Origin of the sequence: Pseudoalteromonas sp. CO348, from assembly GCF_004208845.1 — a bacterium.
GTDB classification, from domain to species: Bacteria; Pseudomonadota; Gammaproteobacteria; order Enterobacterales; family Alteromonadaceae; genus Pseudoalteromonas; species Pseudoalteromonas maricaloris.
This window is the reverse complement of the sequence record NZ_SGPI01000029.1, coordinates 252,666-264,646: the sequence shown is the minus strand read 5'-3', so window position 1 is coordinate 264,646 and position 11,981 is coordinate 252,666. Positions and strand designations below refer to the sequence as shown.

Genomic DNA, 11,981 nt, shown 5'->3' with positions numbered 1-11,981 from the left:
GAATGCGGCACTAGCTCAGCTGGTAGAGCGCGACCTTGCCAAGGTCGAGGTCACGAGTTCGAACCTCGTGTGCCGCTCCAACTCTCCTAAATATCCTTGTTTTTCAATCACTCTAAAAAAACCTTGCAGATATAGTCTTATTCCACCAATTTTTCATAACAAACTGATTGCTTAATTTTAATGCTACGCGTAAAATACGCGCTCTTTCGGCCTTACTATTATCGTTCCTTGCCTTACCCCGACTGGCCGAAACGGGACAAGGCTATACTAACCGTAAGGAATATCCATGCGTCATTACGAAATCGTATTCATGGTTCACCCAGACCAAAGTGAGCAAGTACCTGGTATGATCGAGCGTTATACTGGTGCTATCACTGAAGCTGGCGGTACTATTCACCGTCTAGAAGACTGGGGTCGTCGTCAACTGGCTTACCCAATCGAAAAGCTTCACAAAGCACACTATGTTCTATTGAACGTTGAAGCACCAACTGAAGTAATCAACGAGCTTGAAACTTCTTTCCGCTACAACGATGCAGTGCTTCGTAACCTAGTTATGCGTACTAAAAACGCGGTAACTGAAGCGTCTCCTCTTGCAAAAGAAGAGAAAAAAGAAGCAGCTTCTGCTTAATCGTTGTTGATTTCGGATTTGACTAACCTTTCGAGGTAATGGTGAGTAATCAGGTTGACCTGTATACCAATCAATATCTGCTTTCGGGCGTGATTTGTAAAACACCTAAATTTAGTCAAAGCCCAGCTGGGATCCCACATTGCATATTTGTACTTGAGCACAAATCAATGCAATTAGAGGCTGACCTTACTCGAAATGCCTACGTGCGTATTCAAGTGGTTGCCAGTGGAGAACAGTTCCGAAACCAAACTGAGCATTTATACGTTGGGCAAGCATTACAAGTTCGCGGTTTTATAAATCGCCACGAGAGCCGAAATGGCTTGAGTCAGCTGGTATTGCACGCACAACATATTGAAAGAATTAATTGAGGAAATTACTCATGGCACGTTATTTCAGACGTCGTAAGTTCTGCCGTTTTAAAGCGGAAGGCGTACAACAAATTGATTACAAAGATCTGGCTACTCTTAGAAACTACGTAACAGAAAGTGGCAAAATCGTACCTAGCCGTATCACAGGTACTAGCGCTAAATACCAGCGTCAGCTAGCAACTGCTATCAAGCGTGCTCGCTACCTAGCCCTTCTTCCATACACTGACTTACACAAGTAAGCAGCTGATTACTAGTTTTTAAAAGGTGTAGAGACATGCAAGTTATTCTACTAGACAAAATTGCAAACCTAGGTAGCCTAGGTGATCAGGTTAATGTTAAATCTGGCTTCGCACGTAACTTCTTATTCCCTAAGGGTAAAGCAGTTCCTGCAACTAAATCTAACATTGAAACTTTCGAAGCACGTCGCGCTGAGCTTGAAGCGAAAATCGCTGAAGAGCTAGTTGCTGCACAGGCACGCGCTGAAAAACTAGAAGCACTAGCTGAAGTAACTCTAGTTTCTAAAGCGGGTGACGAAGGTAAGCTATTCGGTTCTATCGGTACTCGCGATATTGCTGATGCTATCTCTGCAGTAGGTGTTGAGGTTTCTAAGTCAGAAGTTCGTCTACCTCTTGGTACTATCCGTGAGACTGGCGAGTTCGACGTAGCTATCCAAGTACACTCTGACGTTACAGCTACGATCAAAGTAATCGTAATTGCTGAAGCTTAATTTTTAATTGAGCTTAAAAAAGCCGTGTATTTTTATACACGGCTTTTTATTCACTTAATTTACCTTAATGAGCTCGAATTTCGGGCAGTAAAAACCTAGCTAACAGATATTCTGAATGCTGAATGCATTGAATATTAAAAATATTGGCTTTGTTGGCATCCAAATCTTAGGCTGAATTAAGTAACCCCTCGAAGAAAATCATAATAATAATCTTATTCATACCAATTTAAGGTGTGACATGGATGATCCTCTCGCTCAAAGTTTGTCTTATATCAACAGGCAATACTGCTGTAATGTGGTGTAATAAGTTTCCTTTTTAGAAACTTTCGCTCCATGTTATGTTTACATATTATAGGTTAATCCTTTTCTTTGTTTTTTGTCTGTCATAAAGTGGAATAAAATGACAGCGCTATCAATTTAGTGGTGGAATAATTAAATGTCTGTAAATAAAGGTTTTACGCTTACGGAGCTATTAATTGCGGTTGCAATAGTGGCGATCACAGCCAGCGTGGCATATCCGTCATATGTGGAATACGTTCAGGATGGACGTCGTTCGCAAGCACAACAGCAAATGTTGGAAATGGCAGGTGTGATTGAGCGCATATATAGCCGTAATAGTGGCTACCCTGATGCGAGTTTACTTACAGATCTGCCGGAATCTAAATTTTACACGTTTAAATATATTCCCACTGATAAACCAAATGGCGCAGTTGGGCAATACCGTAACTTGGGATACCAATTTACAGCCACGCCAATAGCAGGAAAAGCACAGGCGACTGATAAGTGTGGTGCACTAAGTATCAATCATCTTGGTGAACAGGGACCGAAGAACAATGATTGCTGGCAATAGAAATTTAGGATTTACCTTGCTTGAGCTGCTTATTGCCATGGCAATACTTGCAATATTGGCTTCTGTAGCAGCGCCCAGTTTTATAAAACAAATTCAGCAAGACCGACTCACGACGCATGCTAATCAACTGCAGGCGGTATATCGCTTGGCCCGTAGTGAAGCGGTTCGACGTGAGCAGCAGGTGTCACTGGTCGTAGAGGACAGCGACTGGGTTGTGAAAACCAATGAAAATGGCCAATTGACCGAAGTGGGGCGGTTTTCCATTAAACATAGCTCGATAGAAGTTGCTCTTGCTGACCAAGTTGTACGTGAAAGTGGCGAAGTGCTGGAGACAAACAATATATTGATCACCGACAACATTACCGATACCCAGGATTATCGTTTATGTGTGCTGGTTAGCGGTCAAAGTTGGTTAGCTGAGGCGGAACAAAATTGCAGTTAAGTAAGGGGTTTTCTCTCATTGAGGTCGTGGTGTCGATGTTGGTGGCTGGGTTAATGTTGCTTGGTTTGGCTGCGACGCAGCTTAAGTCATTACAGTTTGCCTCCAATAGCTTTCAATACACAATGGCGTTAATTCATGGTCAAAACGCAATTGAGAGAATATGGCCGTTGTTATGTGAATTGCAACATAACAACAATGATATGACGCTCGCCAATCCACTTATTCAACAGCTGCATCCTGCGGATAGTCGCTTTACGTTAGTGTTGCCTGCGACCTATAGCAATAACATGCAGCTTACGGTGAACTGGGAAGATAAGCGAGTAAAAAACCCTGCTGAAAACCAAATTTCTTTAACTACCAGTTACCCAGAGGTTGCGGATACTTGTTCTCCGCCGGCAGGAGGGGGCTCATGAAACAGATAAATGGGTATACCTTACTGGAACTCATGGTTGCTATGGTTGTGGGGTTGGTATTGGTTATGGGGATTGCAACGTCGTACACGTCGATAAAAGAAACGGTGACGACAAGCCAGCAGCTTGCAACATCGCAAGAGATTGTTCGCTATACCAATCGAGTGATGATGCGCAGCATCAAGCAAACTCAGGAAGTCCCTACTGTGACGGCGACCGATATTACGATCCGCCAATTGGCAGGGGTCCCCGCTTGTGATGGCAGTGTCCCCATGGTTGACTACACTGAGCGCTATTTTTTACAAGATGGGTATTTAGTGTGCGATCGCGGCACGGGTGATATCAATCTTTTGAAGGGGGTAACTGGACTCACATTTGCAACCGATGCCAGTGGTCAGTTAATTACAGTCACAATACAGGGTAGTAGTTTTCCGACACAATACGGTGCAGGCATACAGATGAATTTTTACGCTGGATTAGGTAGCTAATACAATGAAACAACAACAAGGTTTTACACTGGTTAAAGTGATGCTGCTCGGCGGCATGGCTAGCGTTGTGGTATTCGCTTCCCTCAAGGAAGGTGTTGTACAAGAAAGATTAAGTGGTAACTTCCAAAAAGACATTAATGCAAGATTAGTGGCTGAACAAGGGATCAGAGAATATCGTCAAAAGCTGGATGCGGCGTTAAGTGGCAATCCGCAAGACGTCAATGCGCTGATAAATGGTATAAACAAAACGGGTAGCGGTGCAGTTCCTGATTCGCAATATCAGATCTCGGTTAATGCCAATGGCAATGAGTTTGAAATCGAAAGCTTAGGTCAACGTCATGGTGAGCACGCGAACCATCGGCTAGTTGCGCGCTTTGAGTTACAGCCAGCGGCGAAAGAGTCCATATTCCAAAATGCGGTGACTGGCTGTAAAGGGGTGAATCTATCTGGTAGTGGCTCTGTCGATAGCTACGACTCATCGAAAGGCACTTACGAAGAAACAAAAAGCCATGATGGTGATGTACACACTGTGGTAGGCGATGCAGATGTGGTGCTATCAGGCCACTCTCCGATTAAAGGCGATGTTGAAGCATCTGGTGTGATTTACTTAAAAGGTTCTTCACCGATTTTGGGTGACGTTAGGTCAAATACAGGGGTAGATATTTCGCCGTCATCAAGCGGTATTAGAGTGGAAGGTAATGTCTACAGCCGCGGCTTTTTTACGCATAGAGGCGGCAAGGTCCAAGGTTATGTGCGTGCCATGGGTGACGCGAAAATGGAGTGGGGCGCTGAGATCATAAACCAAAGTGGCGATGCGTTCGATATTCAATATACTGGCAGTGGTCAATTCAAAGATACTGGCTTGCAAGTTCAAGATGGTGTGCATTACTCCGATGCTAAATTTAGAGTCGCTGACTTAGTGGTTGAGCCGGTAAAAGTGTACGATCCAGATTCTCCCGACTATGACCCTGCAAAGCCTAATAAAGAGTGTGATCCTTTGGCGTTGCCTTTTAATATGGATAGCATTATCGATCCTCGTAATCGATTCACTCCTCTAAATGTAGGCGCGCAACAAATCTTACACTTTAAACCAAAACAGGCAGTGTATGAACGTAATGGCTCGAGTGTGTATGTTGCAAAAGAGCACACCATTTATTTGTTCCAAGGGGTAGATCAGAATCTCGGCACAGCGACAGAAAAAACGCAGCTCGCATTTCCATTTAAAGGGTTGAAGTTAGGATCGGATGGCAAAATCAAGATCTCAGGTGGCGATGTGATTTGGTTGATTGATGGTGACCTCACATTAACTGGCGATACCCATATCTGGATAGAAAAAGAAAGTTCTCTGACCGTGTTCACCACTGGCAAAGTTTCTATTGGCGCAAGTGCTAAGGTTATTGCTGAGCAAGAAGGCTTAACCAAGAAGAGCAAACTGCCGGTATTTAGTGTGTATTCTTCATTTGATGGTCCTAATGGTTTTGTATTTAGCGGCGCATCGTCACTATATGCTGCCATTTATTCACCGTTAACTTCTATTCTGTTGAATGGCAGTGGGCAATTGTACGGCACAGTTCGAGGGGCATCGATTACTGGTACCGGTGGTACAGGGATCCACTTTGATCAAGCATTAAAAAATGCAGGTATTGGCGTACAGCCTCCGGGACAAAAGCCGACATTGGTCTTTAAGGGCTGGCACTATAAACCCTACCAAATTGCCGATGAGAGTGAAGCTAAAAGCGCTGAGTAACTTTCCTTAGTGGAGCGTCAGGCTCCACTTTTTGCTGCTAAATAAAAAAGTAAAATTTTTTTCAACTCTTTTAAACCATTTCCGATTTCGCCTGCGTCTAAATAAGTACTTTATAAAAAGTAGAAATTGGCAATTGAGCGTTGGTGACTTTGTTTGTTTCATTCGATATGCGAAGATGAAGGAATCAACCCAAAGGAACAGACGCATGATAATTAATGCCAAAGAGGCATTTACACAAGAACAAACCGATGCGCTAGTGGCTAGGTGCCAGCAAGGGGACCAAGGTGCATTTCGCGAACTATTTGAGCAACATCACCGTCGCGTATATGCATTATGTCTTAGATTGCTCGCTGAGCCCGCCCATGCAGAAGATGCATGTCAGGAAGTTTTTGTGCAACTGTGGCAAAAGATAGACCAATTTAAAGGGCAATCACAATTTACGACTTGGCTTCATAGTGTGACCAGTAATATTGCTATTAGCTATCTTAGAAAGCAAAAAAACTGGTTACAAAAGGTCGTAAGCTTTGAACAATCCGGACTGGATGAGCAAGGAGCTGAGCAGCTAGGAGAGCTAAATGGCCTTGATAAACTCATTGTCAGATTGCCGGAACGTGCCAGGTTGGTCTTCGTATTACATGCTGTCGAAGGGTATCGCCACGAGGAAATTGCCAATATGTTAAACATGGCCGTAGGGTCGAGTAAATCGCAATATCACCGAGCACGTAACTTATTACAGGAGTGGTACAACAATGACTAAACCATCTTTTGATGAATTTATGCATACCGCACTGAATGACGAACAGTCGCAGCCAAAGCCACAACGTGACTTGTGGCAAGGCGTTGAGCGTGCAATCAATCAAGCACAACCGATGCAGCCGCCAAAGCAAAATAATTGGCAAAAGTTATCTGGTATTGCGGCGTGTACTATTGCGGGCTTACTTGCTTGGCAAGTCATTATGAATCAGCCTAAGCAAGATTCACTGGCTAATATTAGCGCTTTTTTTGAGCAGCAAAAGCAGTCTTTACTGGTTCAATATGAAACGCAGCCAGCGCTGACTTCTGATTGGCAGACACAATTGCAAGAGCTCGAGCAGGCGGAACAAGCGATTAAGTTGTCTTTAAAGCAAGATCCTGAGAATGCTGCGCTGTTAAAAATGTTAGCTCAGATTTATCAGCAGCAACTCGACTTAATCAATAAGGTTCACCAACCTCGTTGGCAACAAATTTAGGAGAATTAGGATGAAAGCATTAATTATTGGACTAGCGGCGCTACCTGCGATGGTGTTCGCTGGAGAATCTATCGATAAAGAACTGTCTGTTCCTGCAAATGGTAAAGTTGTCATCGAGAATCAGCGCGGTGACGTAACGATAAAAACATGGGATAAAGACGTTTTTAAAGTGACTGGCGAGTTAGACGATAAAGCCGAGGGCTATAAACTAGAAACCTCTGGTGAGGTAACCGAGTTTATCGTGAAGATGCCAAGACGCTATAAAAGTTGGGGCGGTGGTGATGGCTCTAAACTCACTATTTACATGCCTCGTAGCAGCGAATTAAATTTTGAAGGAGTGGTAGTTGACGTTGAAGCTGCTGATTTAACTGCGGGCGCCCGTATCAAAACGGTCAACGGCAATATTAAAGCGAGTAAAATCAGCGGTAAAATTGCACTAGAAACGGTAAATGGTGATATTGATAGTCGTGACTTAGATGGCAATATTCAGTTTGAAACCGTCAATGGGGACATTGAGGATATCGCTTCGAGCGGTAAGCTAAGATTTAACGCGGTTAATGGCGAAATTAAAACGCAAACCACTGCAACCGAGCTGCGCTTAGAAAACGTCAATGGCGAAGTCGAGTTGAAGATGGCAGAGTTAAAAGACTTACGCTTATCCACCGTTAACGGCGAAATAGCAGTATATGCAGCAAAGTTACTGGACAACGCCAATATAAATATGGACAGCGTTAGTGGCGATATTGAGCTTTATTTCCCTACGGATGTATCAGCAAGGTTTGAAATCAACGCGCATTCAGGCGGCCATATCACCAATGAGCTAAGTTCAGATCAAGTTAAAAAAGCCAAATATGGCCCAGCTCGTTCACTTGAGTTTGTGCTTAACGGTGGTAATGCAGATGTAGAAATCGATACCGTTAGCGGCAATATTGAGCTAAAGCGTAACTAATACGCGCTTTCATCAAATAACAAAAGGCCAGAGTTTCCCCCAAACTCTGGCCTTTTGTTATTTGCACTTATGGGTAGACCAGATACAATAGAGGGCCTTCAATTTCTCAATGTTGTGATATGGCTAAACCAGATATACAAGTCGATACCTTAAAAGTTCCACCGCACTCAATTGAAGCTGAGCAATCTGTGCTCGGTGGCTTGATGCTAGATAATGAAGCCTTCGACCGTGTTGCGGAATTGGTGGTGTCTCATGACTTTTATACCAGAACCCATAAGCTGATTTTTGAAGCAATGGAAAAGCTGGTAGAGCTTAGTCAACCTATCGACTTAATCACGATTTCTGAGAATCTAGAAAAGAACAACCAGTTAGAAATCATAGGCGGTTTCTCCTATCTTGCTGAGATTGCTAAAAACACGCCAAGTGCTGCAAATATTGATGCATACGCGAGTATCGTACGTGAGCGTGCGGTTGTTCGCGAAATGATTGGTGTGGCGAATGAAATAGCAGAGGCAGGCTTTAATCCTGAGGGACGAGATAGCCATGAGCTGTTAGATTTGGCTGAGAGCAAGGTATTTAAGATTGCTGAGCAGCGCACTAAAAGCACTGAAGGTCCGCAAAGTATTCACAGCATCCTAGAGAAAACCGTTGATAAAATTGAAGAACTTTACCAATCTCCACAAGATGGTGTTACTGGGGTAAGTACAGGCTACGGCGACTTAGACAAGATGACAGCAGGACTACAGCCTTCTGACTTGATCATTGTTGCAGCGCGTCCGTCGATGGGTAAAACCACATTTGCGATGAACTTGGCTGAGCATGCCGCGATGACGCAAGATAAGCCGGTACTGATCTACTCGCTAGAGATGCCCTCAGAACAGATCATGATGAGGATGCTCGCCTCACTCGGCCGTATCAACCAAACCAAGGTACGTACTGGTCAATTAGATGATGACGATTGGGCACGTTTGTCATCCACCATGGGCTTACTGATGGAAAAGGGCAAGATGTACATAGATGATGCATCTGGTCTTACGCCAACGGATGTGCGTTCACGCGCGAGACGAATTGCACGCGATCATGGTGGGATCAGCATGATCATGGTGGACTACTTGCAGCTCATGCGCGTACCGAGCCTTTCGGACAACCGTACGCTTGAAATTGCTGAAATTTCTCGCTCATTAAAGGCGCTAGCCAAAGAGCTGCAGTGTCCAGTTATCGCGCTTTCTCAGCTTAACCGTACGCTAGAACAACGTGCAGATAAACGCCCAGTAAACTCCGACTTACGTGAATCAGGCTCTATCGAGCAGGATGCCGACTTAATCATGTTTATTTATCGTGATGAAGTTTACAACGACGATAGCCCAGACAAAGGCACGGCCGAAATCATCATAGGTAAGCAACGTAACGGTCCGATCGGTAAGGTTAGGTTAACCTTCCAAGGTCAATACTCTCGATTCGATAACTATGCGGGTCCAGCAATGGACGACGAATATTAACTGTCAATTGAGTAGTGAAATGCGACTAGCGAGTGCTGAAATCGATTTAACCGCGCTGAGAGAAAACCTACAGCTAACGCAAAAACTGGCGCCAAAAAGTAAGATTATGGCGGTACTTAAGGCCAATGCTTATGGTCATGGTTTGGTTAAAATAGCTCAGCATTTGCAAGATGCGGATGCATTCGCTGTGGCGAGAGTTGATGAAGCGCTCGCGCTTAGAACAGGTGGCATCACTAAACCAATTGTCTTGTTAGAAGGTTTTTTTCACCCTTCTGATTTACCCATTCTACTTGCCAATAATCTGCAAACTATAGTGCATGACATTTCTCAGCTTGAAGCGATTGAGCGTGCTAATTTAGATGCACCGCTTACTGTGTGGCTAAAAGTAGATACCGGTATGCATCGTCTCGGCGTTGAGCCTGAAGAGTTTGAAGCATTCTATGCCCGCCTTAAGCGCTCAAAAAATGTTGCTGATAAAATCCACTTAATGACACACTTTGCTTGTGCCGATGATATCAAAGACAATAAAACCGAAGTACAGCAAGTACTATTTAAGTCGTTAGTTGGCCAAAGTCACGCACCATTGTGTTTGGCAAACTCCGCGGGGATCATAGGTTGGCCAGAATCTCATGGCGACTGGATCCGTCCGGGCCTAATGCTTTATGGCGTTTCACCTATGCTTGCGCGTGTTGGCCAGCAACACGGTTTAAAGCCAGTCATGCGCTTGACCACTAAAGTTATTGCCATCAAGCGGGTGAGAGCGCATCAAGCGGTGGGATATGGCGGACGTTGGCAATGTGAACAGGACACCTATCTTGCCGTTATTGGTGTTGGCTATGGAGACGGTTACCCCAGACACGCTAAAATTGGCACACCTGTGGTTATTGGTAACCAGCGTTACGGCATTGTCGGCACCGTGTCTATGGATATGATCAGTGTGAATATTGGTGATAACCCTAATGGCATTCAAGTTGGTGATGAAGTAGAAATGTGGGGACCAAACCTGCCCGTAGAAGAGATAGCACAATGTGCAGATACTATTCCATATGAGCTGCTGTGTAACGTTACCCCAAGAGTAAGCTACGAATACATCGAAGGCTAAGCGCTTAGCCTTTTCTGTCACCTTGAAGCGTTGCGATAACGCGTCTTGCACCACCACGGTCACGATGCTCACCGAGATAAATACCTTGCCAAGTACCTAAACGCAGGCGGCCCTCAGAAATGGGAATGGTTACTTCACATCCTAAGGTGCTGGATTTGATATGTGCTGGCATATCGTCATCGCCCTCATAGTCATGTCGGTAGTAGCTTTGCCTCTGTGGTACAAAATGATTAAAGTGGCTTTCCATATCCATGCGTACCGTTGGGTCGGCATTTTCGTTAATTGTTAAGCTGGCGGAGGTGTGTTGTATAAACAGGTGCAGCAGCCCTATACGATAGTCATGTAGTTCAGGAAGCTGCGAGATAATCTCGTCGTCTACCAAGTGAAAGCCTCGTTTTCGAGGCTTCAAGGTAATTTGTTTTTGAGTCCAACTCATAAAGTAACGTGTATTTTTAACTGTTAGGCGAGTTTGTCGAAACTGACTTCGATATTGGCATTACCGTCAGGAGAGGTGAATGGCATAATAAGTTTAGGACCATCACATTTATGGGTGATGGTATGGCCCGGGCCTGAAACAACAACCGGTGTTGCCATATCAAACTCGTAGCCTTTTTCGCCGAGCAGGTTTTTAGCACCGCCAGTGACCATGTTGGTGATTTCACCAACCATATCCGTGACGTCTTCATTTATGGAATCTGGGCGCTCTCCAAGCATACGCTCCATAATGGTTAGCGCTAGGTTCTCTTCAAAGGTGATCGAAAATGACCCTTTCGTCTGTGGACCAACCATGCCAATCAGACCCGAGACATCACCTTGTGCGACTTCGTCTTTCTTCACTTTTGGCTTACCCGGCGTCAATTCAGTTTGCGCCATTGTAGCCAATACATTGATTAGAGATGATAAAAAGGGGTTGATGAACTCTACATTCATATGGACTTTCCCTTACGCATTTTTAATAAATTAGTGTCGCTCTTAGTGATAAGTGTAGTGGGCTTTTTTGCTCACTGCACTTAATCTTTACATTTTTCGCAACGGCCATGAGCCTCGATGGTTTGCTCTGTAACCACAAATCCAGTCTCAGCAGCTAGGTTGTTCAGTTCATGCGAAATCGTGTTTGAGTGTAACTCTTGAACGTTACCGCAACTATCACAGATCAGTAACTGCACTGGATGTGTGTGGTCGAAGTGGTGGCAAAGCATAAACGCATTTGTACTTTCAATTTTATGGATAAAACCCAACTCAGAAAGAAAGTCTAAGGCACGATATACGGTAGCGGGTTTTGCAGCCGCTTCCGTCAACTTGAGCTCTTCAAGTAAGTCGTATGCGCCAACGCCACCTTGTTTAGAGGCGAGTAGTCTAAATACTTTTTCTCTAATTGGAGTAAATCGTGCACCACGGTTGTCACATACTTGCTTGGCTTTGCTAACTAGTAACTCTATATTCATGATTCAAAATCCTTACACTGCCTTGCAATACTAACATATTATTTTTATTAGTCTTGTGTTTACCCTGATTTATTATCTCAAGTGGATATTCGGGCGC

Annotated in this window: 17 protein-coding genes and 1 tRNA gene; 15 read left to right on the top strand and 3 right to left on the bottom strand. The window is 44.3% G+C overall.

All coding sequences use genetic code 11. The features are described from left to right. Positions 1-4: 4 nt before the first annotated feature. The 15 genes from EXT48_RS14970 to alr all read left to right on the top strand — a co-directional run bounded on the left by EXT48_RS14970 (position 5) and on the right by alr (position 10,439). Positions 5-80: transfer RNA gene (locus EXT48_RS14970), tRNA-Gly, on the top strand. A 206-nt stretch (positions 81-286) separates the two neighbouring features. After that, on the top strand, positions 287-628 hold the full coding sequence (gene rpsF, locus EXT48_RS14965; RefSeq protein WP_010368810.1) for a 30S ribosomal protein S6: 342 nt from the start codon (positions 287-289) through the stop codon (positions 626-628). Positions 629-666: 38 nt separating this feature from the next. Continuing rightward, positions 667-996 carry a primosomal replication protein N gene (gene priB / locus EXT48_RS14960; RefSeq protein WP_010368809.1) on the top strand — a complete coding sequence of 110 codons (330 nt, stop codon included), beginning with the start codon at positions 667-669 and terminating at the stop codon, positions 994-996. Positions 997-1,007: 11 nt separating this feature from the next. Next, entirely contained in the window at positions 1,008-1,235 is a 228-nt protein-coding gene (gene rpsR, locus EXT48_RS14955; RefSeq protein WP_002962753.1) for a 30S ribosomal protein S18, read from the top strand. A gap of 35 nt (positions 1,236-1,270) precedes the next feature. Then, the gene (gene rplI, locus EXT48_RS14950; RefSeq protein WP_010368808.1) at positions 1,271-1,723 is read left to right on the top strand and encodes a 50S ribosomal protein L9; all 453 of its coding nucleotides are present in this window, start codon (positions 1,271-1,273) and stop codon (positions 1,721-1,723) included. Positions 1,724-2,159: 436 nt separating this feature from the next. After that, entirely contained in the window at positions 2,160-2,573 is a 414-nt protein-coding gene (locus EXT48_RS14945) for a type IV pilin protein (protein ID WP_130164930.1), read from the top strand. Continuing rightward, positions 2,557-3,015 (top strand): GspH/FimT family pseudopilin, encoded by a 459-nt coding sequence (locus EXT48_RS14940; protein ID WP_130164929.1) that lies wholly within the window; start codon positions 2,557-2,559, stop codon positions 3,013-3,015. The genes EXT48_RS14945 and EXT48_RS14940 overlap by 17 nt, the downstream gene beginning before the upstream one ends. Continuing rightward, complete coding sequence (locus tag EXT48_RS14935; protein ID WP_130164928.1) at positions 3,006-3,428, top strand: prepilin-type N-terminal cleavage/methylation domain-containing protein; 423 nt, start codon at positions 3,006-3,008, stop codon at positions 3,426-3,428. Before EXT48_RS14940 ends, EXT48_RS14935 begins: the two co-directional genes overlap by 10 nt. Then, the gene (locus EXT48_RS14930) at positions 3,425-3,913 is read left to right on the top strand and encodes a PilW family protein (RefSeq protein ID WP_010607094.1); all 489 of its coding nucleotides are present in this window, start codon (positions 3,425-3,427) and stop codon (positions 3,911-3,913) included. Before EXT48_RS14935 ends, EXT48_RS14930 begins: the two co-directional genes overlap by 4 nt. A 4-nt stretch (positions 3,914-3,917) precedes the next feature. Next, the gene (locus EXT48_RS14925; RefSeq protein WP_130164927.1) at positions 3,918-5,660 is read left to right on the top strand and encodes a polymer-forming cytoskeletal protein; all 1,743 of its coding nucleotides are present in this window, start codon (positions 3,918-3,920) and stop codon (positions 5,658-5,660) included. A 205-nt stretch (positions 5,661-5,865) separates the two neighbouring features. Next, a complete protein-coding gene (locus EXT48_RS14920) occupies positions 5,866-6,417 on the top strand; it encodes an RNA polymerase sigma factor (protein WP_010368802.1) in 552 nt (183 codons plus the stop codon). Continuing rightward, complete coding sequence (locus EXT48_RS14915; RefSeq protein WP_130164926.1) at positions 6,410-6,889, top strand: hypothetical protein; 480 nt, start codon at positions 6,410-6,412, stop codon at positions 6,887-6,889. Before EXT48_RS14920 ends, EXT48_RS14915 begins: the two co-directional genes overlap by 8 nt. Positions 6,890-6,899: 10 nt before the next feature. Next, complete coding sequence (locus EXT48_RS14910) at positions 6,900-7,838, top strand: DUF4097 family beta strand repeat-containing protein (protein WP_130164925.1); 939 nt, start codon at positions 6,900-6,902, stop codon at positions 7,836-7,838. A gap of 119 nt (positions 7,839-7,957) precedes the next feature. Further along, positions 7,958-9,337 carry a replicative DNA helicase gene (gene dnaB / locus EXT48_RS14905; RefSeq protein WP_039494088.1) on the top strand — a complete coding sequence of 460 codons (1,380 nt, stop codon included), beginning with the start codon at positions 7,958-7,960 and terminating at the stop codon, positions 9,335-9,337. A gap of 19 nt (positions 9,338-9,356) precedes the next feature. Next, positions 9,357-10,439: an alanine racemase gene (alr, locus tag EXT48_RS14900; protein WP_045987983.1), complete on the top strand. Its 1,083-nt coding sequence runs from the start codon at positions 9,357-9,359 to the stop codon at positions 10,437-10,439. A gap of 4 nt (positions 10,440-10,443) precedes the next feature. Here alr and EXT48_RS14895 read toward each other — a convergent pair whose 3' ends face one another. The 3 genes from EXT48_RS14895 to zur form a co-directional block, all read right to left on the bottom strand. Beyond that, on the bottom strand, positions 10,444-10,875 hold the full coding sequence (locus EXT48_RS14895; RefSeq protein ID WP_130164924.1) for a secondary thiamine-phosphate synthase enzyme YjbQ: 432 nt from the start codon (positions 10,873-10,875) through the stop codon (positions 10,444-10,446). 23 nt (positions 10,876-10,898) lie between these two features. Then, a complete protein-coding gene (locus tag EXT48_RS14890) occupies positions 10,899-11,369 on the bottom strand; it encodes a chemotaxis protein CheX (protein ID WP_010607100.1) in 471 nt (156 codons plus the stop codon). Between the two features lie 80 nt (positions 11,370-11,449). Beyond that, positions 11,450-11,884, bottom strand: coding sequence for a zinc uptake transcriptional repressor Zur (zur, locus tag EXT48_RS14885; protein WP_039494096.1), 435 nt, complete (start codon positions 11,882-11,884; stop codon positions 11,450-11,452). Positions 11,885-11,981: the final 97 nt, after the last annotated feature.

What these genes read in the sequence shown, in the direction of transcription:
- EXT48_RS14920 (WP_010368802.1), top strand. Translation starts at nt 5,866, where the DNA reads ATGATAATTAATGCCAAAGAGGCATTTACACAAGAACAAACCGATGCG.
- rpsR (WP_002962753.1), top strand. Translation starts at nt 1,008, where the DNA reads ATGGCACGTTATTTCAGACGTCGTAAGTTCTGCCGTTTTAAAGCGGAA.
- EXT48_RS14915 (WP_130164926.1), top strand. Translation starts at nt 6,410, where the DNA reads ATGACTAAACCATCTTTTGATGAATTTATGCATACCGCACTGAATGAC.
- EXT48_RS14945 (WP_130164930.1), top strand. Translation starts at nt 2,160, where the DNA reads ATGTCTGTAAATAAAGGTTTTACGCTTACGGAGCTATTAATTGCGGTT.
- EXT48_RS14940 (WP_130164929.1), top strand. Translation starts at nt 2,557, where the DNA reads ATGATTGCTGGCAATAGAAATTTAGGATTTACCTTGCTTGAGCTGCTT.
- dnaB (WP_039494088.1), top strand. Translation starts at nt 7,958, where the DNA reads ATGGCTAAACCAGATATACAAGTCGATACCTTAAAAGTTCCACCGCAC.
- alr (WP_045987983.1), top strand. Translation starts at nt 9,357, where the DNA reads ATGCGACTAGCGAGTGCTGAAATCGATTTAACCGCGCTGAGAGAAAAC.
- EXT48_RS14930 (WP_010607094.1), top strand. Translation starts at nt 3,425, where the DNA reads ATGAAACAGATAAATGGGTATACCTTACTGGAACTCATGGTTGCTATG.
- EXT48_RS14895 (WP_130164924.1), bottom strand. Translation starts at nt 10,875, where the DNA reads ATGAGTTGGACTCAAAAACAAATTACCTTGAAGCCTCGAAAACGAGGC.
- rpsF (WP_010368810.1), top strand. Translation starts at nt 287, where the DNA reads ATGCGTCATTACGAAATCGTATTCATGGTTCACCCAGACCAAAGTGAG.
- zur (WP_039494096.1), bottom strand. Translation starts at nt 11,884, where the DNA reads ATGAATATAGAGTTACTAGTTAGCAAAGCCAAGCAAGTATGTGACAAC.
- EXT48_RS14925 (WP_130164927.1), top strand. Translation starts at nt 3,918, where the DNA reads ATGAAACAACAACAAGGTTTTACACTGGTTAAAGTGATGCTGCTCGGC.
- priB (WP_010368809.1), top strand. Translation starts at nt 667, where the DNA reads ATGGTGAGTAATCAGGTTGACCTGTATACCAATCAATATCTGCTTTCG.
- EXT48_RS14890 (WP_010607100.1), bottom strand. Translation starts at nt 11,369, where the DNA reads ATGAATGTAGAGTTCATCAACCCCTTTTTATCATCTCTAATCAATGTA.
- rplI (WP_010368808.1), top strand. Translation starts at nt 1,271, where the DNA reads ATGCAAGTTATTCTACTAGACAAAATTGCAAACCTAGGTAGCCTAGGT.
- EXT48_RS14910 (WP_130164925.1), top strand. Translation starts at nt 6,900, where the DNA reads ATGAAAGCATTAATTATTGGACTAGCGGCGCTACCTGCGATGGTGTTC.